Raw genomic sequence first — 20,922 nt, 5'->3', positions numbered from 1 at the left:
GCACGTGACCCGACGCGGTCGCCTGCGCGACCGGCAGCGGCGCGAGCGTCAGCGCGGCGGGCGCGCAGCAATCGCCGGCCGCGTGGTCGTGGTCGTGGTCGTGGTCGTGGTCGTGGTCGTGGTCGTGGTCGTGGTCGTGGTCGTGGTCGTGGTCGTGACCGGCATGGTCGTGCGCGGCGCTGCCGTGTGCACAGGGGGCGCCATGGACATGCCCGTCGCCGTGCTCGTGTGCATGCTCAGGACCGTGGTCGTGGTCATGTTCCTCGCCGCTGCCGTGGCTGCAACCGGCGCCGTGGACGTGACCCTCTTCACGACCCGCGTGCCCGTGATCATGTTCAAGATCGTGGCTGCGCGCATGCGGCTGCGCGCCGCGCGCTGCAGCGACCTCACCGTGCGCGTGCTCGCCGGCCACCGGCGCCGCATCGGCGACGGTGGCCGTATCCGTATCGTGCGCGTCGGCGCAGCACGGGGCGGCGCCGCCGGCATGACGGTGTCGTGGGTCGTGGGTACGCTGGGCGTCGGTCATGACAACCTCCTCAATGGCTAACGGTGTAGAGTTAACACCCTGAAGCCACTACAAGGTCAACCCTTGCACGGGAGAAAGGTATGAAGATCGGCGAACTGGCCAAAGCGGCCCGCTGCACACCCGAGACGATCCGTTTCTACGAGAAAGAGGGTCTGATGCCGGATGCGGAGCGCACCGACTCGAACTACCGCAACTACACCGACGTGCACGTCGAACGGCTGCGCTTCATCCGCAACTGCCGCGCGCTCGACATGGCGCACGACGAAATCCGCGCGCTGCTGCAGCTCACCGACACGCCGGCCGACCCCTGCGACTCGATCAACTCACTGCTCGACGAACACATCGGGCACGTCGATGCGCGCCTCGCGGAACTTACACATCTACGCGACCAGCTCACCGAATTGCGCCGCCAGTGCGTCGGCGAGCATTCGGTCGAGGATTGCGGCATCGTGCACGGTCTCGCGACGATGGAAACCGTCGCCCCGGCCGCGAAGCGCTCGCACCTCGGCTGAAACCCTTGTGAAATATGATAGTCTGGTTGAGAATAGTTATATTCTTACTAGATATTGAATAACTATTCATGTCCACCAGTCGCCCGTCCCCGCTCGCGCTGGCCGTCCTCGCGACGCTCACCGAAACGCCGATGCATCCCTACGGGATGCTGCAGCAACTGAAGGCACGCGGATACGACGAAGTCGTCAACGTGCGCCAGCGCACCAGCCTCTACCAGACGATCGACCGGCTGCTGCGCGACGGGCTGATCGCCGTGCATGACACCGAGCGCGACGGCGCGTTTCCGGAGCGCACGCTGTATGCGCTGACCGAGGCCGGCCACACGGCGGGGCAGGCGTGGCTGCATGCGCTGCTCGCGGAACCCGCGCGTGAATTCCCGGCGTTCGGCGCCGGTCTCGCGTTCCTGCCGCTGCTCGATGCCGAAGACGCCCGCCACCAGCTCGAGCTTCGGATCACACGGCTCGACGCGGAGCGCGAACGCCTCGAAACGCTGCGCGCCACTGCGCAGGCCGACCAGGTGCCGCGCCTGTTCCTGCTGCAGAACGAGCATGCGCTCGTCCTGCTCAATGCCGAACTCGACTGGGCGCGCAGCGTCGTCGAGCACCTGAAGATCGGTGCGCTGCGTTGGGTGGACGGCTGACGCGTCACGCAGGCCGATTCGCGCCGGCAACGTGCGTCGCCCCGATCAAAGCACCTTGCCGGGATTCAGGATGCCGAGCGGATCCAGCGCGGCCTTCAGGCGTCGCATCAATCCGATTTCCGCGTCGCTGCGCGTATGCGCGAGATAGGGGCGCTTGAGCACGCCGATCCCGTGCTCGGCCGACACCGAGCCGCCCATGTCCCGCACCACCGCGTACACGCAATGATCGAGCGCATCGAGGTCCGTGTCGGTCATCCCGGCCAGCGACACGCCGATATGCACGTTGCCGTCGCCGACATGGCCGAAGAACAGGCACGTGACGTCCGGCCAGCGCGCCCGCAACGCCGCCTCGCAGTGCTCGGCGAACGCGCCGAGTTCGCCCGTGGGCAGGCTCACGTCGAAGTTGACGAGTTGCGGCAGCGCGTCGATCGCGAGACCTTCGCGCAGCGTCCACAAGTCGCGCGCCTGCCGCTCCGACGTCGCGAGCACCGCATCCTCCACGAGCCCTGCGTCGAACCCCGCCGCGAGGCCGGTTTCCAGCGCCTGGTGCGCATCGCCGCCAGGCGCGCTCGTCGCGCATTCGATCAGGACCGCGAAGCCATCGTCGCCGACGAACGGCGCCGAAACACCCGGCGTATGACGCGCGACGTAGTCGTAGAACGCCGGCCACATCGCCTCGAAACTGACGACCTCCGGCAACATGCGCACGCGGTTCCACAGCGCGACCACCGCGTCGTAGTCGCGCACGCAGCAAAGTGCCGTGGCCGGCGCGGCCAGCAGCGGATGCAGCCGCAGCACCGCACGCGTGACGACGCCGAGCGTCCCTTCGCTGCCGATGAACAGCTGCTTGAGGTCGTAGCCCGCATTGTTCTTCAGCATCCGGTTCATCGACGACACGACCGTGCCGTCCGCGAGCACCGCCTCGAGCCCGAGCACCTGCTCGCGCATCATCCCGTAGCGGATCGCGCGCGTGCCGCCCGCATTGGTCGCGAGCATGCCGCCGATCTGGCATGAGCCGCGTGCGCCGAGATCGACGCCGAACGTGAAACCCGCCGCTTCCGCAGCTTCCTGCACCGTCTGCAGCGGCGTTCCGGCGTGTACCGTCATCGTGCCGGCCGCCGCGTCGAGCGCCTCGATGCCCGCGAAGCGCTCCATCGACAGCACCACCTCGCCGCCGAGCGCGACCGCGCCGCGCGCGAGTCCCGTCAAACCGCCCTGCGGCACGACCGGCTGGCCGAGCCGCGCGCACAGCGCGAGCGTGCGCGACACGTCGTCGACACTGCGCGGTCGCACCAGCGCGCGCGGCCGCACGCCGGCCGGCTCGTTGTACGCGGTGAAGTAACGCGGATCGATGTCCGCCGAGCGCGTGACGAGCGCATCGCCCAGTTCGGCGACGAGCATGGCTTCGACCGCATCACCCGACAACGATGCGCCGCCCTGTTCGCCACCCGCGGCGGCCGTGTTCCGGTTCTGCATCGCGCGCGGCTCCGCTTACTTCGCCGAGATGTCGATATCGCCGAAATACTTCAGGCCGAGCGACTTCACCGTGCCGTCCGCCTTCAGCTTGTCGATCGCCGCATCGAGTTTCGCCTTCAGCGCGCTGTCGCCTTTACGCAGCCCGAATGCGATGCCATTGCCGAGAATCTTGTCGTCGCGCACGGGCTGGCCGACGAACGAGAAGCCCTTGCCGTCCGGACGCGACAGGAAGCCGCGCTGGCCGGACGGTGCGAGCACGAGCGTCGCATCGAGACGGCCGGCCACGAGGTCCGCGTACGCCTGGTTCTGGTCCTGGTACGCGACGACCGCGACGCCCGCCGGCTCCCAGTGCGCCTTCGCGAAGGTTTCCTGGATCGATGCCTGCAGCACGCCGACGCGCTTGCCCTTCAGCGATTCCGGCGTCGGCAGCAGGCCGCTGCCGGTGCGGGCGATCAGCTGGGTCGGCACGCGATAGATGATCGTCGTGAAGTCGATCGCCTGGCGCCGCTGCTCGGTCGCGTTCATCGCCGAGTTGATCGCGTCGAACTTGCGGCCCTGCAGCGCGGGAATCAGGCCGTCGAACGACGTCTCGACCCATTTGCACGACAGCTTCGCCGTCTGGCAGACGGCATTGCCGACGTCGATGTCGAAGCCCTGCAGGTCGCCGTTCGGCGCTTTCGATTCGAACGGCGGGTATTGCGCTTCGAGGCCGAAGCGCAGCGTCTGCGCATCGGCGAGCGCCGCGCCCGAGCCGATGGCGCACGCGAGTGCGAACGCGAGTTTCAGGGTGGTCGTGTGATTCATCGTGATCTCCTGTGTCTGGTCGGTGCGACGCTCCCGTCGCCGGTTGACGTACGGGCTTTACAGCGAACGCAGCCGCCGCGCGCCTTCGACCAGCGTCGCGTCGTCCTTCGAAAAACTGAGCCGGATCACGCCGGCGTCGGTGCCGTCGGTATAGAACGCCGACAGCGGAATCGTCGCGACGCGTGCATCGCGGATCAGGCGCAGCACGAAATCACTGTCGCTTTCGTCCGAGAAGTGCCGGAAGCGCGCGAGCATGAAGAACGAGCCTTCGCTCGGCAGCAGCTCGAAACGCGAATCGGCCAGCTCGCGCGCGAGCAGGTCGCGCTTGGCCTGGTAGAACGCCGACAGGCCGAGATAGCTGTCCGGCCGCGCGAGGATCTCCGCGAACGCGACCTGCATCGGCGTGTCGGCCGCGAACACCATGAACTGGTGCACCTTGCGGATCTCGTCCATCAGCTCGGCCGGCGCGAGGCAATAGCCGACCCGCCAGCCCGTCACGTGGAACGACTTGCCGAACGACGACACGATCACGCTGCGCTCGGCCAGCTCGCGATGGCGCGCCATGCTCTGATGCTGCGCGCCGTCGAACACGACGTGCTCATAAACTTCGTCGGACAGGATCACGATGCCGGTATCGCGCGTGAGCTGCGTGAGCCGTTCGAGATCGTCGGCCGAAAACACCGTCGCGGTCGGGTTGTGCGGCGTGTTGACGATGATCATCCGCGTGCGCGGGTTGATCGCCGCGGCGACTTCGTCCCAGTTCACGCGGAAATGCTCGGGCGACAGCTTGATCGCCACCGGCGTCGCGCCCTGCAGCCGCACGATCGGCGCATAGCTGTCGAACGACGGCTCGAAGTAGATCACCTCGTCGCCCGGATGCACGAGCGCGCTGATGGCCGCGTAGAGCCCTTCGCTCGCGCTGGCGATCACCGTGATTTCCGTGGCCGGGTCGTAGTGTGGGCCGTACAGCGCCTCGGTCTTTTCGGCGAGCCGCTCGCGCAGCGCCATGACGCCGGCCATCGGCGCGTACTGGTTGTGCCCGTCGCGCATCGCGCGCGCAACGCCTTCGACGAGCGCCGGATCGGGCGCGAAATTCGGCGCCCCCTGCGACAGGTTCAACGCATCGTGCCGGGCAGCCAGTTGGCCGATCACCGTGAAGATCGTCGTCCCGACGTCGGGCAGTTTCGAACGGGGCGCGGTCGCGCTTCGCATGACTCCTCCTTCTGATGTCCTTCGGGCGGCCGCGCGCGACACGCGCGGCCTGCATCTGTCGCACGATTTAGCCCGAGCCAATATCGGTGGACAATCGAAAGTTCGTCATGGCGGCCATGCATTTTTCTCATGGCCCGTGGGAAGGGGTACGCAGCGGCAAGGCTAGCCTGCCGGGGCGACATGCGAATCAGGCATTTCCCCTAGGGCCTGTTACCGGCCGGCCGCCGCCAGGTAGGCGAGCAGCACGGCCCGCAGTTCACTGCGCAGCGCGGCGATGTCGAACGCGGGCCCGAGCGTCAGCAACGCCTGCGAAAGCCCGCCGTAGCAGATCGTGTGCGCCATCCGCGCGAGCCCATCGAGCCGCGCGGCCGGCGGCGGATCGGCCGCGTGCGCGAGCGCGTCACGCCACAGCGCGACATACGCGTCGTAATGCCGGCGGTAGGCGGTGAGCGGCGACACTTGCCGCTCCAGCGCGAAGAGTGCGCCCCACAGCGCCGCGTCGGCGCCGATCGCGTCGACCTGCAGGTCGACGAGCGCGGCGGCGAGTTCGGCCCGCGGCGCGCCGTGCAACCGCGCGATGGCATCGCGCAGCCGGTCGGCCATCGCCTGTACGTGCCGGTGGATGCAGAGCGCCGCGAGGCTCTGCTTGTCGCCGAAGTATTCGTAGAAGGTGCCGATGCTCACACCCGCGACCGACGCGATCTCGCGGATCGTCGCCTTCGCGTAGCCGCGTTCGAGCAAAAGCTGAACGAACGCCTGCTGCAGCGCGTCGGAACTCGCCTGTGCGCGCGACTGGCGCGGCCGGCGGCGCAAGGCGGGCGCGGGTTGCGCCGCCGGCTGGCCGGGCGGCGCCGGAACCTGAACATGTCGCGGCGGCATATTTGCTACTCTGGGAATCAGCAGGGAATGCGTTTTACCGGGGGTCGGAGCCGGCGCCGAAGCGTCATCCGTGCGGCATGACGCCGGCCGCCCGCGCAGCATGAGACCGGAGACACCTCGATGACCGAATCGACTCACGCCGTCACGAACCAGTTCGACGAACTGGTCGACTATAACCTCTTCGCGACGGACATCGCGCTGCGCGACGCGCTCGCCCGCGCGGGCGCCGACTGGGCCGTGCCGCAGCTCGACGCCTACGGCGCGCGGCTCGGCAGCGCCGACACCGCGCGCCTCGCCGACGAAGCGAACCACCACACGCCGGAACTGCACACCTTCGACCGGCGCGGCCGGCGCATCGACCGCGTCGACTTCCACCCGGCGTGGCACACGCTGCTCGGCCAGTACCGCCACGAAGGCTTCGTGTCGCTCGCGTTCCGCGACACGCGTCGCGGCCGCTGGGCCGCGACCGCGGCCGGCTTCTACCTGCATGGCCAGATCGAGGCCGGCACGCTGTGCCCGGCGACGATGACGCAGGCCGCGATTCCCGTGCTGCAGAAGGAGCCCGCGCTGTGGGACCTGCTGCGCGACAAGCTCTACAGCAACGACTACGATCCGCGCGACGTGCCGGTCGCCGACAAGCGTTCGATCTGGTTCGGCATGGGCATGACCGAGAAACAGGGCGGCTCCGACGTGCGCGCGAACACGACGCTCGCGACCGCCGTCGGCGCGGGCGGCCGCGGCGGCGAATACCGGCTGCGCGGCCACAAGTGGTTTTTCTCGGCGCCGATGTGCGACGCGCACCTCGTCGTCGCGCGCACCGAAGCCGGCAGCCCGTCGTGCTTCTACGTGCCGCGCTGGCGGCCGGACGGCACGAAGAACGCGGTCGAGATCCAGCGGCTGAAGGACAAGGTCGGCAACCGCAGCAACTCGAGCAGCGAGATCGAGCTGAACGACGCGTGGGGCATCATGCTCGGCGACGAAGGCCGCGGCATTCCGACCATCATCGAGATGGCCACCACCACGCGGCTGAACTGCGTGCTCGGCAGCGCGGCGATGCTGCGTCAGGGCGTCGTGCAGGCGATCGCGTACACGCGCCAGCGCCATGCGTTCGGCCGCGCGCTCGCCGAGCAGCCGCTGATGCGCACCGTGCTCGCCGATCTCGCGCTCGAGAGCGAAGCCGCGCTGTCGCTGTCGATGCGTCTCGCCGACGCGTTCGAGCGCGACGACTCGCCGCGCGAACGCGCATGGAAGCGGATCGTCACGCCCGCGGCGAAATTCTGGGTGTGCAAGCGCGCGGTCGAGTTGACCGGCGAGGTGATGGAAGTGTTCGGCGGCAACGGCTACGTCGACGACGGCCCGATCGCGCGGCTGTTCCGCGAGGCGCCCGTCAACTCGATCTGGGAAGGCTCGGGCAACGTGATGTGCCTCGACGTGCTGCGCGCGATATCGCGCGAGCCCGACGCAGCCGCCGCGCTGTTCGCCGAACTCGCCGATCTCGGCGCGGGCGAACCGCGCATCCGCACGGCGCTCGATGCGCTACGCGCGATGCTCGCGGCGCCGGCCGACACGCTCGAGGCGTCGGGCCGCGTGTTCGCGCAGCGGCTCGCGGTGGTCGCGCAGGCGTGCCTGCTGCGCCGCGATGCGCCGGCGGCCGTGGCCGACGCATTCGTCGCGACGCGGCTCGCCGCGCCCGACTGGGGCCGCATCGCGGGCGGCTTCGATCCGCACGCGATCGACGTCGCCGCGCTGCTGCAGCGCGCGTACCCGGCCTGATGCCCTTTGGATAGCTTGGTAAGGCCCAGCGCCTTCGTTCGCCCGCCCGGAGTCACGATGAACCTCGTCGCCGCCCTCGACCGCGCCGCCCGTGCGACGCCCGACCAGCCGTTCCTCGTCAGCGAATCCGCGACGATCACCTATGCCGCCGCACGCGAGCGCTCGCACCGCGCGGCAGCCGTGCTGAGCGCGCTCGGCGTCGCGGCCGGCGACCGCGTCGCCGCGATGTGCTTCAACACGCCGGGCTTCGTCGACCTGATGTTCGGCGCGTGGCGGCTCGGCGCGACGTTCGTGCCGGTCAACCACAAGCTGCAGGCACCGGAAGTCGACTACGTGCTCGAACACAGCCGCAGCAAGGCGCTGCTGTTCGACGTGGCGCTCGCGCCGGTGGTCGAACGCCTCGTGCATCCCGCGCGGCGGCTCGTGACCGAAGGCGAACTCGACGGCGTGCCGTGCTTCGACACGCTGTGCGCGACGATGGACGGCCTCGCGGGCATCGAGCCCGCCGACGGCGACATCGCGCAGATCCTCTACACGTCCGGCACGACCGGCCACCCGAAAGGCTGCGTGCACAGTCACCGCACCGTGACGCTCGCGGCGATGCAGGCGGCGCTCGCGACCGGTATCGGCCGCAACGAGCGCACGCTGATGGCGATGCCGATCTGGCATTCGTCGCCGCTCAACAACTGGTTCGGCGGCACGCTGTACGCGGGCGGCACCGTCGTGCTGCTGCGCGAATACCATCCGCTGCGCTTCCTGCAGGCCGTCGAGCGCGAGCGCGTGACGCTGTATTTCGGCGCGCCGGTGTCGTACCTGCTGCCGCTCGACACGATCGACGGCTTCGCGGCGTTCGACCTGTCGAGCGTGCGCGCGTGGCTGTACGGCGGCGGCCCGATCGGCCCCGCGCAGGCCGAACGTCTCACGCGTGCGTATCGCAGCAACGCGTTCTTCCAGGTGTATGGCATGACGGAAGCCGGCCCGGCCGGCACCACGTTGTATCCGGACGAGCAGATCGCGAAGGCCGGTTCGATCGGCCGCACCGGCGGCCCGGGCGTCGACCTGCGCGTCGTGCGGATGGACGGCCTCGACGCGCAGCCGGGCGAGACCGGCGAGATCTGGCTGAAGACCGACAGCATGATGCTCGGCTATCTCGACGATGCGGCCGCGACGCGCGCCGCGTTCGCGCCGGACGGCTGGTATCGCACCGGCGACATCGCGCGGATCGATCAGGATGGCTACCTGTTCATCGTCGACCGGCTGAAGGACATGATCGTGACGGGCGGTGAGAACGTCTATTCGAAGGAAGTGGAGGACGTGCTCGGCGCGCATCCGGACATCGCCGAGGCGGCCGTCGTCGGCGTCCCGCATCCCGACTGGGGCGAGACGGTCGTCGCGCATGTGGTGCTGCGCGCGAACGCGGCGCCGGATGCGGACGCGCTGCGCGCGTTCTGCGGTGAACGGCTCGCCGCGTACAAGATTCCGCGCGAGTTCGTGTTCGCAGAAACGCTGCCGCGCACGCCGACGGGCAAGCTGCAGAAGTTCCTGCTGCGCGGGCGCAGGGAATGAGCATCCCCGATTGAGCCGGCACACTGCTAACTCGCACACTCGTATTGCGGGATACGGCACCCATGCCTATCCGCGACACCCGATCCCACGCATTCGCGCACGCAACGCCAATGCAACAAGCGGAACGGAACAAGTAATAGAAGTTACCCGCACTGAATCATATTCGTCCGATTGATCCACGTTTCTTATCTGGAATAGCGTCTCTAGGCAGCCATTCCATCTACAGAGACAAGGAAGCCGGATGAAAAACGAACATCAAGCACCGACCCATCTTTTCGCCACCGTTGGCGCACTCACGGAACGCGGTGGACGCGTCACCACCGCAACCAGCGGCCTGACATTGGCCGGATTGGAAGTCGCCTGCGTCGGCGATGTAGTGACCTACGACGACGGTAGCGAGGCCGCGATTATCGACGGCGCGGGAAACAACCATAGCGGAGGCAAGCCATTCGCGTTAGTGGGCAGCCGGTTGAGCAACGGCGACCGCATTACCGAAACGCTGCGCACTTCGTGGGGCATTCACGCAGGGGATGGGCGATGCGTTTCGGGCCTGTTCGATCCGACCTATGTGCCGCCACCCGCACCGCCTGCCTACAGACTGGCGGTACGTGGCGCGACAACAGCGCGCGGCGGTGCATTACGCGAACCGTCCGGCACATGGGAAGTAGCGCCGCACTTGGGCAAAGCTGCCACGGTGGGCGACCTGATCCTCTATCCCGACGGCTCAACCGCGCGCGTTACGACCGGTCTGGGTTTGGCCGACCGGGCCGACTTCGCGCCGCTCGCCTTCGTTGGCAGCGAACTCGATAACGGCGACACGATCACCGATAGTCCCGAGCGACAAGGCGTGGCGTCGTCCGTTGTATTTGGCATCGTCACCCGCTCGTCCATGCCCCGCTGAGGTAGCGCTCATGATCCGCTACTTTCTTGCCAAAGGCGACCGCGCCGGGGAAGCGGTCATTGTCGAAGGCCTCGACCGCGTGACCTGTTCCAATCCGCCGCCGATGGTTCATATCGCCACGCTGGATATGAAGACCTACTGTTCGGCCTGTAAGCGTGAAGGGTATATCGCACCGCAAGGGCCGCGCTGGCCAGGCACCGGCCCGAACGGCAAACAGTGGGCATTGAGCGGGGATATCAATGTCTGCGGATGCAACCCACCGCCGATCTTCTACGCTGAGCGCGGCATGCGGATGACTTTTACTGCGGGCGAAATTTTGACGCTGGATGGGCGCAAACCTGGTGCAGCCCATCTGCCGTTTGCCTCATCGGATGCCGTACATGACGAGCAATTTACCTTGCTCGATGATGCACACCGCCCGCTCGCCAACGTTCGCTATCGAATCATCACCGACACCGGGCAGATCTTCGCAGGCATCACGGACGCGGCCGGGCAAACAGATCGAATTGCCACCGACGCCGCAGCATCTCTGAAAATCTATACGAAGGGGCATTGACGCGATGAGCGGTTTTTCGGGAAATAAATACGACTTCGAAGCTCAGGAAAACGAAGAATGGGTCCTCGTCCATTCGGGGGCCGTCACCAACACCAATCCGGGGTCCATGGTCTATATATCAATCAACACGATGCCAATTTGCCCCAACATGAGTAACAAGGCGTTCAGATCGCTAATAATGCGACTACGGGACACCGCGGTGATCTTAATTGAGGAACGCATATCGGATCTGGCACGATGGGATAAAATTGCCCGAGATAGAGTGCAATTCTGGTTTGGCCGAAGCGACGAAGCGATACGTCAAAAACTCTGTTTCGGCCTCCCCAGGCTCGCTGCGGCTATGTGCGAACTACAGCCCGAGAAGATCATCAGATGGGACGAACAAAGCCAGCGGCAACTTACATGCTCAGTGGCCCCTGATACTGGCGCAAATGACGCGGCTGTATGCAAGCCCGATTCGGCACGTCGAATAATCGCGATTTACCCGCATTTCTGCACTGTCGAGGATGTTTACGTTGCCGGAAACTGCAAATTGAAAATTCTCATTCACGAATGTTCCCATTACATTGACACATTCGATGCGGACGACGTCAACTATGGGTTTGCTCGAGGGATCGGGTATTGGGCACAAGCCCATCCAGAAGGTGCACATAGGAATGCAGACAGCATTGCATGCTACATCGCGCACTTTGATGACATAAGTGAATTCTTAAAAAAGAATATTTGGTGATTGAATGATAAAATTTCTGATTCCCGTTGCCGCGCTTGCTAGTACCGTTTTTATTCAACACGCAAGCGCTTGTACGATATCGGAACACATGCTCGAAAGCGTGCCTCTGAATTATCCCGGCATTCCAAATACATATCGAATAAAGATAGTCGATATGGTTTTGGCTGCGCGGCAATGGCCCGATGTTGAAGTGCAGGCGCAAATCATCGCCAGCGCATATGTCGGCGAACGCAACTCCTTGAATCTGGCAAAGTCAAGAGGTGACCAGCTGAAAGACTTCCTGATACAGCTTGGCATCAAGCCTCAATATATCTATGTTGACACGCACGTCAATCGAATTACATACCCAATCGATAGCACCGGCCATGGAGGATACTTGCAGCTCGGCGTGAGTCTTCTGCCTTTCTGCAAAAATGGATGTGGAAACTTATGCGATGCTCCGGCGTCTCGCCGACAACAAAACTCACCAAATAATAAACTATGAAATTAATTGCTGGCCTATGCGTCGTCGCGTCTAGCCATGCATCTGCGTGTGTCCCAAGCGAAAATTTCGATATCCATTTTCCGAAAAACAGTTCATATGTATCGAATTCTGAAATCGTCCGCACTGCAAACTGGACAGCAAACCAGAAAATCGCCTACGCACGTCACGTAACCAAGGAAACAACGCTGATTAGCGGCCATGCCGAGGAAAGCGAACAGAGCGCACTGCCCCTTGCACAATCGCGAATGCAAACCGCGTATGCGCTGCTGAAGCAATTCGGTTTTCTACGCGGAACCATTAAGACGAGCGCCCGCGTCTATTCGCATGGGGACGTGGATAATGGGCGGCGTGTGGAAATTTCCTTCCTGCCCGATTGCCCCAACAAGTGCTGTGAAGATAAGTAACCTCGCACTGCCGCCAGTCGCATCGATGAGGCATTGACGTACACACGCGGCGCCCCCCCTCGGAACATACCCAAACCGTTGAATCATCGCCGGCAAGAGCCGTATGTACTACCTGGCCGTGCACCGCCAAAGAAAAAGCCACCCGGCCCGACGGCCAGGTGGCTTTTTCGCATGATCGACGGGACGGCGGCATGCGCCGCCGCCCGTTCGTCACGTCAAAGGCTGCTTACTTCCCGCCGATGCTCTTCAGCGGCTTCCACTCGCCCTTCTCGACCTTGTACATCGTGATGCCGCCGTTCTTCAGGTCGCCCTTCGCGTCATACGCGACGTGCGTCGACGTCACGCCGGCCATGTCGGTCTTCGCGAGCAGCGGCAGGTACTTCGCCGGATCGGTCGAATCGGCCTTCTTCATCGCGTTGAACAGCGCCATCGCGCCGTCGTACGCGTACGGCGAGTACGTCTGCACGTCTTCGCCGAAGCGCTTCTTGTACTTGTCGGCGTACGTCTTGCCGCCCGGCATTTCTTCCAGCGGCAGGCCCGCCAGCGAAGCGATCGTGCCGTCGGCCGCGTTGCCCGCGATCTTCAGGAACGTCGGCGTCTTCACCATTTCGCCGCTCATCAGCGGGGCGGTGATGCCGAGCGCCTTCATCTGCTTGACCATCGGTGCCGCCTGCGAATCCGCGCCGCCGTAGTAGACGAGATCCGGCTTCGCCGCCTTCAGCTTGGTCAGGATCGCCTTGAAGTCGACCGCCTTGTCGTTCGTGAATTCACGGTCGACGATCGATGCGCCGCCGGCCTTCGCGGCCTTCTCGAACTGGTCGGCGAGACCCTGGCCGTAGGCCGTGCGGTCGTCGACGATCGCGATCTTCTTCATGCCGAGATCCTTCGACGCGAACGTGCCGGCCACCGAGCCCTGCTGCGTGTCGGACGTCATCATGCGGAAGGTCGTCTTGTAGCCCTGCTGCGTGTATTCCGGTGCGGTCGCCATCGCGATCTGCGGAATGCCCGCGTTCGCGTAGATGCGCGAAGCCGGAATCGTCGTGCCCGAGTTGAAGTGGCCGAGCATGCCCTTGATGCCGTCGTCGACGAGCTTCTGCGCGACCGTCGTGCCGGTGCGCGGGTCAGCCTGGTCGTCCTGCGTGTCGAGCACGAACTTCACCGGCTTGCCGCCGATCTTCGGGCTCGTCGCGTTGAAATCCTCGATCGCGAGCGCGATCCCGTTCTGCATATCCTTGCCGTAGTGCGCCTGCGCGCCCGTCATCGGCCCTGCGTAACCGATCTTCACGTCATCCGCATGGGCCGTCCCCGCCAGCGACATGACCGCGACAAACGTCGCGCCTGCCAGCTTTTTCATCGTGTGTTGCATAGCATCTCCTTGGTACCAGGGTAAATGGAGCGGCTTCGGGATCGCCTTGCCGCTTCCTATGTTTGATCCGAACGGCAAGGATGATCAGCCGATCGTCATCAAATTCGCATTGCCACCCGCCGCGGCCGTGTTCACGCTCACCGAGCGCTCCGTCAGCAGCCGCTCCAGCGCGTAATCTTCCGCATCGCCGTTCTCGAACGCGCCCACCGACACGCCCTGCACCGACACGATCGGGCCCGGCCGCTGCGCGACGTCCTTCACGAGCGTCTGCAGTTCGTCGCTGTCGCCTTCGAACAGCACCGCGTCGAACGGCGCGTCGGCCTGCTTGCGCACGGTCGCGTGCGCCTTCAGCGATGCCGGCAGCGCGGCCACCAGCGCCTCGCCAGCGGCACCCGCGAACAGCGCGCGGTTACCGGTCGCCAGCACCGCCGCGAACTGCGCGCGCGCACCGCCCGGCGTCGCCGCGACACACAACACCGTGCCGCGCGGGCCGAGTGTATACGTGTTTCGCTCGCCCGTCGGACCGGTCAGCACCGCGGTCGCACCGGCCGGCACCTGAGCCAGATAGCCGTCGCAACGCGCAGCCAGCGCCGGCTCGCGCTGCTCGATCAGCCAGTCGCGCAGCGTCGTGAGCGCCGCCGCCGGGTTGCCGCGTGCGTCGCCTTCCACCGCGCCGTCCGCGATCAGCGCCTGCGCGAGCGAACGCGGCAGGCCCGACGGACGCGTCGCGAGCAGGCGCTGCAGGTACAGCGCGCCGCCGGCCTTCGGGCCCGTGCCCGACAGCCCTTCGCCGCCGAACGGCTGCACGCCGACCACCGCGCCGATCACGTTGCGGTTCACGTAGATGTTGCCGACGTGCGCATTCGAGATCACGTGCGCGATCGTCTCGTCGATCCGCGTGTGGATGCCGAGCGTCAGGCCGTAGCCGGTCGCACGGATCTGTTCCAGCAGCTTGTCGAGCTGGCTGCGGCGATAACGCACGACGTGCAGCACCGGGCCGAACACCTCGCGCTTCAGCTCGTCGATGCTGCCGATCTCGATCAGCGTCGGCGGCACGAACGTGCCGTGCGCGCAGGCCTCGGGCATCGGCAGCTGCGTGACGCCGTGGCCCTTGTCCTTCATCGCCGCGACGTGCGTGTCGATCGTCTGCTTCGCTTCGGCGTCGATCACCGGGCCGACGTCGGTCGACAGCCGGTCGGGGTTGCCGAGCGCCAGCTCGTGCATCGCGCCCTTGAGCATCGTCAGCGTGCGGTCCGCAACGTCGTCCTGCAGACACAGAACGCGCAGCGCCGAACACCGTTGACCGGCCGAGTCGAACGACGACTGCATCACGTCCGCGACGACCTGCTCCGCGAGCGCCGACGAGTCGACGATCATCGCGTTCTGGCCGCCCGTTTCGGCGATCAGCGGAATCGGCTTGCCGTCCGGGTCGAGGCGCGCGGACAGCGTCTTGTTGATCAGGCGCGCGACTTCGGTCGAGCCGGTGAACATCACCGCACGCGTACGCGCATCGGCCACCAGCGCCGCGCCGACGGTTTCGCCCGTGCCCGGCAGCAGCTGCACCGCACCGGCCGGCACGCCGGCCTCGCGCAGCAGGCGCACGGCCTGCGCGGCGATCAGCGGCGTCTGCTCGGCCGGCTTCGCGAGCACCGTGTTGCCGGCGGCGAGTGCCGCGGCGACCTGGCCCATGAAGATCGCGAGCGGGAAGTTCCACGGGCTGATACAGACCACGGGGCCCAGCGGGCGGTGCGTGTCGTTCGAGAATTCGTCGCGGATCTGCGCGGCGTAGTAGCGCAGGAAGTCGACCGCCTCACGAATCTCGGCGATCGCGTTCGGCAGCGACTTGCCGGCTTCGCGCACGATCAGGCCCATCAGCGTGTGCATCTGCGCTTCGAGCAGGTCGGCCGCGCGCACCAGGCAATCGGCACGCGCATCGACCGGCGTCGCCTGCCAGATCGGCGCGGCGGCCACCGCGTGCGCGAGCGCCGCGCTCACGTGTTCGGCCGTCGCTTCGCTGACCGTGCCGACCAGGTCGCGCTGGTCGGCCGGGTTGCGCACGTCGCGGGCCGGCGCGTCGGCGAGCGTGTCGTCGGCGAGCATCGGCGCCGCGCGCCACGGGAAATGCGCACTCGCGAGCAGCGCGGACGACAGCGACGCGAGACGGTGTTCATTCGACAGGTCGAGGCCCATCGAGTTGGGACGCTCGTCGCCGTACAGGTTGCGCGGCAGCGGGATCTTCGTATGCGGCGCGCCGAGCGGCACGACCTTCGATGCCTCGTCGACCGGATCGGCGACCAGCTCCTTCACCGACACGGTCTTATCCGCGATGCGGTTCACGAACGACGTGTTCGCGCCGTTCTCGAGCAGGCGGCGCACCAGGTACGCGAGCAGCGTCTCGTGCGTGCCGACCGGCGCGTACACGCGGCACGGCCGGTTCAGCTTGTCGCGGCCGGTGACTTCCTCGTACAGCGGCTCGCCCATCCCGTGCAGGCACTGGAATTCGTACTGGCCCGGGTAATAGTTCTGGCCCGCGAGCTGGTAGATCGCGGCCAGCGTGTACGCGTTGTGCGTCGCGAACTGCGGGTACACGGCATCCGGCGCCGCGAGCAGCTTCTTCGCGCACGCGAGGTACGACACGTCCGTGTAGATCTTGCGCGTATAGACCGGATAGCCTTCGAGGCCGTCGACCTGCGCCCGCTTGATCTCGGTATCCCAGTAAGCACCCTTCACGAGGCGGATCATCAGGCGGTGACGGCTGCGGCGCGCGAGATCGATCAGGTAGTCGATCACGAACGGGCAGCGCTTCTGGTAGCCCTGCACGACGAAGCCGATGCCGTTCCAGCCCGCGAGATCCGGATCGAAGCACAGCGCCTCGAGCAGGTCGAGCGACAGTTCGAGGCGGTCGGCCTCTTCGGCGTCGATGTTCAGGCCGATGTCGTAGCGGCGGGCGAGCAGCGCGAGCGCGCGCACGCGCGGCAGCAGCTCGCTCATCGTGCGGTCCTGCTGCGAGCGCGAGTAGCGTGCGTGCAGCGCGGACAGCTTGATCGAGATGCCCGGGCCTTCGTAGATGCCGCGGCCGCCGGCCGCCTTGCCGATCGCGTGGATCGCCTGTTCGTACGACGCGTAGTAGCGCTGCGCGTCCTCTTCGGTCGTCGCCGCTTCGCCGAGCATGTCGTACGAGTAGCGAAAGCCGCGCGCTTCGTACTTGCGGCTGTTCGCCAGTGCTTCGGAAATCGTTTCGCCGGTGACGAACTGCTCGCCCATCAGGCGCATCGCCATGTCGACGCCCTTGCGGATCAGCGGCTCGCCGCCGCGGCCGATCAGGCGCGTCAGCGCCGACGACAGCCCGGCTTCGCTGTTGGTCGTCACGAGCTTGCCGGTGATCATCAGCCCCCACGTGGCCGCGTTCACGAACAGCGACGGCGCGTGGCCGACGTGCGAGCGCCAGTCGCCCTTGCTGATCTTGTCGCGGATCAGCGCATCGCGGGTCGCGCGATCGGGAATGCGCAGCAGCGCTTCGGCGAGGCACATCAGCGCGACGCCTTCCTGGCTCGACAGCGAGAACTCGTGGATCAGCCCTTCGACGCCGCCGCCCGAGCTCTTCTCGCGTAGCGCCTCGACGAGCTTCGTCGCGAGCGCCTGCACGTCCGCCTGCAGGTTCGCGGGCAGGCGCGCCTGGCCGAGCAGGAACGGCACGCATTCCGGCTCGGGGCGGCGGTACGCCGCCGTGATCGCCGCGCGCAGCACCGATTGCGGTTGCACGTTCTGCGCGAACTCGAGGAACGGATGCGGCGAGTTGTCGTCGTCGCCGTCCGTGGATTGACCGTCGGCGAGCTCCGTCACGCCGCTGTGGCCCGACAGCTCGGGCGGCAACTGGCCGTGCTCGATCCGCTCGAGATACGCGAAGATCGCCTGCTTGATCAGCCAGTGGGGAGTGCGCTCGAGACGCGCGGCGGCGTCCTTGAGGCGCGAGCGGAGAAGGTCGTCGACTTTGACGCCGAGAGTCGTGCTTGCCATGGTGGGTTCGTGCGCCGGTGCGAGCCCGGCAATGTGGTGTGAGAGGATGCGCGAAATCCTACGGCACGCAATAAAAAGGTGCAACCAAATTACGAGACAGGTTGCACCCAGAGGTTACTCAATATAATCAGCCACTTATGCGGTTGCAACCTAGGAGTTGCCCGTGGTCGGAGGATCGGTGTTTTCCCTGAGCGGGCCGGTTTGACGGGCGTGCGCAACCTTCCGCGCGGGTCGCGGCGGACGAAAACGGGTTGCACTGGGTGCGGCGGAAGGCGGGACGCCCGGGCGCGGCCGGGCGGCAAGAGACGATTCAGGGGTACCCGGCCCGGTGGCCGGGGGTGCAACGCAGCGGCACGCGGCCCGGCAGCCGCATGCCGCGCCGCTCAGATATCCAGCGGATCGACCTCGACGCTCCACCGCAACACGCCTTTCAACGCGCGCAGCTCCGGCTGCCATGCGCGCAGCGCATGCTGCAGCGCCGCCCGCGATGCACTTTCGAGCAGCAACTGCGCGCGATGCACGTTCGCGACCTTGACGATCGTCATCGGCACCGCGTCGTAGACGGTCACGCGATCGGCGCCCGGCAGCCCCGGCAACGCGGCCGCGGCTTGCAGCAGGAACGCGAGCGCAGCGTCCAGCGTGCGCCCTTCGGCGCGTAGCAGCGCCTGGTAGACGAACGGCGGCAGGTGCGCGTCGCGGCGCTCGCCGAGCGTCGAATTCGCGAAGCCGACGTAGTCCTGCCGCCCGAGCGCGTGGTACAGCGCGTGGCGCGGGTAACGCGTCTGCACGAGCACTTCGCCCGGCAGCCCGGCGCGCCCCGCGCGGCCGCTCACCTGCATCAGCTGCGCGAACAGCCGTTCGCTCGCGCGGAAGTCGTGCGAGAACAGCGCGGTATCGGCATTGAGCACGCCGACGAGCGACACGCGCTGGAAGTCGTGCCCCTTCGCGATCATCTGCGTGCCGACGAGGATGTCGACCTCACCCGCATGCACATCGGAAAAGAGCGCCTGCGCGCTGCCCTTGCGGCGCGTGCTGTCCGCGTCGATCCGCAGCACGCGCGCGCCCGGCACGGCCTCGGCGAGCGCCTCCTCGATGCGCTGCGTGCCGCGCCCGAGCGGCGCGATGTCCACGTTCCCGCACTCGGGACACGACCGCGGAATGCGCGATTCCCAGCCGCAGTGATGGCAGCGCAACGCGTGCTCGGGCTTGTGCAGCACGACGTACGCGCTGCAGCGCGGGCAGCCGGCGACCCAGCCGCAGGCGTCGCACGCGAGCTGCGGCGCATAACCGCGCCGGTTCAGGAACACGAGGCTCTGTTCGCCGCGCTCGAGCCGCGCCTTCAGCGCCGCGACGAGCGGCCCGGACAGCCCGCCCATCGACGCGCGCCCGCGCCGCCGTTCCTCTTCGAGATCGATCAGCCGCACGGTCGGCAGCGTCGCGTCGGCCACCGCGCGGCGCGACAGCGTGAGCCGCGTGTAACGGCCCTGCTCGGCCTGCCACCAGCTTTCGAGCGACGGCGTCGCCGAACCGAGCACGACCGTGATGCCGAGCTGCTTCGCCCGCCACACGGCGAGGTCGCGCGCCGAATAGCGCAGCCCTTCCTGCTGCTTGTACGCGGGCTCGTGCTCTTCATCGACGACGATCAGCGCGAGCGTCGGCATCGACGCGAGCACCGCGAGGCGCGTACCGAGCACGATCCGCGCGCGGCCCGTATGCGCGGCGAGCCAGTTGCGCGCACGCTCGCCCTCGGCGAGCCCGCTGTGCAGTGTGACGATCGCGTCGTCGGCGAGCGCCCCCGCGAAGCGCGCGCGAAACGCGGCCTCGAACTGCGGCGTCAGGTTGATTTCGGGAACGAGCACGAGCGCCTGCGCATCCGGTCGCGCGTCGAGCAGCGACGCGAGCGCATGCAGATAGACCTCGGTCTTGCCGCTGCCCGTCACGCCGTGCAGCAGGAACGGCGCGAAGCCCTGCGCGGCGCGGATCGCGTCGAGCGCCTCGGCCTGCTGGTCCGTGAGCGCCGGCGGCACAGTTCGTCCACCGGCTGCCAACAGGTTATCCACAGCTTTGGGCACAGGCGCATCGGCCCAGCCGATCTCCTCGACGTCGACCCAGCCGCGCGCCGCCCAGTCGTCGAGCGTGGCCGCCGCCTTCGGGTGCAGTGCGCGCGCCTCGGGCAGCGCCAGCGAGCCGCTGTCGACCAGCGCCTGCGCGAGCCGACGCAACGCGGCACCGCGCGCGGGCAATGCATCGGGCAGCGCCGCGCGGCCCGCTTCCGTCGGCCGGTAACGCACCTCCGGCGCGAGCAGCCGCCCCCAGCGCCCGGCATCGCGCAGCGCCTGCGGCAGCGCCGGCAACGCGACCTCGCCACGCCCGCGCTGGTAATAATCCGCGGCGAACGACACGAGCGCGAGCCAGTCCGGCGACAACGGCGGCAGGTCGGTGCAGATTGCGTCGACCGTACGCAGCCGCGACGGCGGCACGTCAGTGTGAGTCGTCACTTCGCAGACGAGCCCGACGGCCTGCCGCTTGCCGAACGGCACCTGCACGAGCGTGCCGGGCCCGGGCGCCGGTTGCGCGTCGCAGCGGTAATCGAACAGGGTGGCGAGCGGATGGTCGAGCGCGACGCGCAGATAGGTGCCGCTCATCCCGGCGCTCCGGTGGCGGGATGCGCCGCATGGGCATGGACGGCCGACATCCGCGCCCGCCTCGGGGCAGCGAACTTAAAGTAAAACTTCAGTTTCGGCGCTAAGTTTTGGATTCGCATTAGGAATCGCCGTATACCCTGCCCAGCCTGTGGATAACTTTGTTGAGAACTCGCCGCTCGATGGCCGCAACGCGCGCGGGGCCGCGCTTTCCGCTGATTTTCACCGCTTGCTACGGTGCCCCGCGGAGCCTTATGCCATAAGGCTGCTATTCAAATTACCGAACCATAGCGAGACAGATTGACCGATACAGGGCTCTACCGCGCTGCAACGTGGAAAATGTGTATAAGTCAAGTCTTGACAAGCACTGAATCGGCAACCGGTGCGGGGTTGCGCCCTGTTTAGTGCCAATAGCGAAACGCTGTCACGCGGC

General features: G+C 66.7%; 17 protein-coding genes. 10 read left to right on the top strand and 7 right to left on the bottom strand.

All coding sequences use genetic code 11. The features are described from left to right. Positions 1-4: 4 nt before the first annotated feature. From CFB45_RS39310 to CFB45_RS00640, 3 genes are all read left to right on the top strand, one after another. Positions 5-547 carry a hypothetical protein gene (locus CFB45_RS39310; RefSeq protein ID WP_256978052.1) on the top strand — a complete coding sequence of 181 codons (543 nt, stop codon included), beginning with the start codon at positions 5-7 and terminating at the stop codon, positions 545-547. 59 nt (positions 548-606) lie between these two features. Then, positions 607-1,038 carry a Cd(II)/Pb(II)-responsive transcriptional regulator gene (gene cadR / locus CFB45_RS00645; protein ID WP_011350541.1) on the top strand — a complete coding sequence of 144 codons (432 nt, stop codon included), beginning with the start codon at positions 607-609 and terminating at the stop codon, positions 1,036-1,038. Positions 1,039-1,106: 68 nt separating this feature from the next. Further along, a complete protein-coding gene (locus tag CFB45_RS00640) occupies positions 1,107-1,679 on the top strand; it encodes a PadR family transcriptional regulator (RefSeq protein WP_089424169.1) in 573 nt (190 codons plus the stop codon). A gap of 45 nt (positions 1,680-1,724) precedes the next feature. Here CFB45_RS00640 and CFB45_RS00635 read toward each other — a convergent pair whose 3' ends face one another. From CFB45_RS00635 to CFB45_RS00620, 4 genes are all read right to left on the bottom strand, one after another. Continuing rightward, positions 1,725-3,155: an FAD-binding oxidoreductase gene (locus tag CFB45_RS00635; protein ID WP_089424168.1), complete on the bottom strand. Its 1,431-nt coding sequence runs from the start codon at positions 3,153-3,155 to the stop codon at positions 1,725-1,727. 15 nt (positions 3,156-3,170) lie between these two features. Next, on the bottom strand, positions 3,171-3,959 hold the full coding sequence (locus CFB45_RS00630; RefSeq protein ID WP_089424167.1) for an ABC transporter substrate-binding protein: 789 nt from the start codon (positions 3,957-3,959) through the stop codon (positions 3,171-3,173). Between the two features lie 57 nt (positions 3,960-4,016). Beyond that, positions 4,017-5,171, bottom strand: coding sequence for a pyridoxal phosphate-dependent aminotransferase (locus tag CFB45_RS00625; RefSeq protein ID WP_089424166.1), 1,155 nt, complete (start codon positions 5,169-5,171; stop codon positions 4,017-4,019). A gap of 210 nt (positions 5,172-5,381) precedes the next feature. Then, on the bottom strand, positions 5,382-6,050 hold the full coding sequence (locus CFB45_RS00620; RefSeq protein WP_089424165.1) for a TetR/AcrR family transcriptional regulator: 669 nt from the start codon (positions 6,048-6,050) through the stop codon (positions 5,382-5,384). 120 nt (positions 6,051-6,170) lie between these two features. Between CFB45_RS00620 and CFB45_RS00615 the strand changes: the two genes are divergently transcribed. The 7 genes from CFB45_RS00615 to CFB45_RS00590 all read left to right on the top strand — a co-directional run bounded on the left by CFB45_RS00615 (position 6,171) and on the right by CFB45_RS00590 (position 12,464). Next, positions 6,171-7,823: an acyl-CoA dehydrogenase family protein gene (locus CFB45_RS00615; protein WP_089424164.1), complete on the top strand. Its 1,653-nt coding sequence runs from the start codon at positions 6,171-6,173 to the stop codon at positions 7,821-7,823. 57 nt (positions 7,824-7,880) lie between these two features. Continuing rightward, positions 7,881-9,389 carry a class I adenylate-forming enzyme family protein gene (locus CFB45_RS00610; protein WP_089424163.1) on the top strand — a complete coding sequence of 503 codons (1,509 nt, stop codon included), beginning with the start codon at positions 7,881-7,883 and terminating at the stop codon, positions 9,387-9,389. A gap of 241 nt (positions 9,390-9,630) precedes the next feature. Continuing rightward, on the top strand, positions 9,631-10,290 hold the full coding sequence (locus tag CFB45_RS00605) for a PAAR domain-containing protein (protein ID WP_089424162.1): 660 nt from the start codon (positions 9,631-9,633) through the stop codon (positions 10,288-10,290). 10 nt (positions 10,291-10,300) lie between these two features. Next, complete coding sequence (locus tag CFB45_RS00600) at positions 10,301-10,846, top strand: hypothetical protein (protein WP_089424161.1); 546 nt, start codon at positions 10,301-10,303, stop codon at positions 10,844-10,846. A gap of 4 nt (positions 10,847-10,850) precedes the next feature. Beyond that, positions 10,851-11,576: a M35 family metallo-endopeptidase gene (locus CFB45_RS00595; RefSeq protein ID WP_089424160.1), complete on the top strand. Its 726-nt coding sequence runs from the start codon at positions 10,851-10,853 to the stop codon at positions 11,574-11,576. 4 nt (positions 11,577-11,580) lie between these two features. After that, positions 11,581-12,060, top strand: coding sequence for a hypothetical protein (locus tag CFB45_RS38115; protein ID WP_144025151.1), 480 nt, complete (start codon positions 11,581-11,583; stop codon positions 12,058-12,060). Beyond that, positions 12,057-12,464 (top strand): hypothetical protein, encoded by a 408-nt coding sequence (locus CFB45_RS00590; RefSeq protein WP_089424159.1) that lies wholly within the window; start codon positions 12,057-12,059, stop codon positions 12,462-12,464. Before CFB45_RS38115 ends, CFB45_RS00590 begins: the two co-directional genes overlap by 4 nt. Positions 12,465-12,690: 226 nt before the next feature. Here the strand turns inward: CFB45_RS00590 and CFB45_RS00585 are convergent, their stop codons facing one another. The 3 genes from CFB45_RS00585 to CFB45_RS00570 all read right to left on the bottom strand — a co-directional run bounded on the left by CFB45_RS00585 (position 12,691) and on the right by CFB45_RS00570 (position 20,492). After that, positions 12,691-13,830: a branched-chain amino acid ABC transporter substrate-binding protein gene (locus CFB45_RS00585; RefSeq protein ID WP_089424158.1), complete on the bottom strand. Its 1,140-nt coding sequence runs from the start codon at positions 13,828-13,830 to the stop codon at positions 12,691-12,693. An 84-nt stretch (positions 13,831-13,914) separates the two neighbouring features. Next, positions 13,915-17,847: a trifunctional transcriptional regulator/proline dehydrogenase/L-glutamate gamma-semialdehyde dehydrogenase gene (gene putA / locus CFB45_RS00580; protein ID WP_089424157.1), complete on the bottom strand. Its 3,933-nt coding sequence runs from the start codon at positions 17,845-17,847 to the stop codon at positions 13,915-13,917. Between the two features lie 383 nt (positions 17,848-18,230). Beyond that, on the bottom strand, positions 18,231-20,492 hold the full coding sequence (locus CFB45_RS00570) for a primosomal protein N' (RefSeq protein WP_089424155.1): 2,262 nt from the start codon (positions 20,490-20,492) through the stop codon (positions 18,231-18,233). Positions 20,493-20,922: the final 430 nt, after the last annotated feature.

This window comes from Burkholderia sp. HI2500, assembly GCF_002223055.1.
Taxonomy (GTDB): Bacteria; Pseudomonadota; Gammaproteobacteria; order Burkholderiales; family Burkholderiaceae; genus Burkholderia.
Note: the sequence above shows the minus strand (reverse complement) of the source record. Positions and strands in the feature narration are given on the sequence as shown.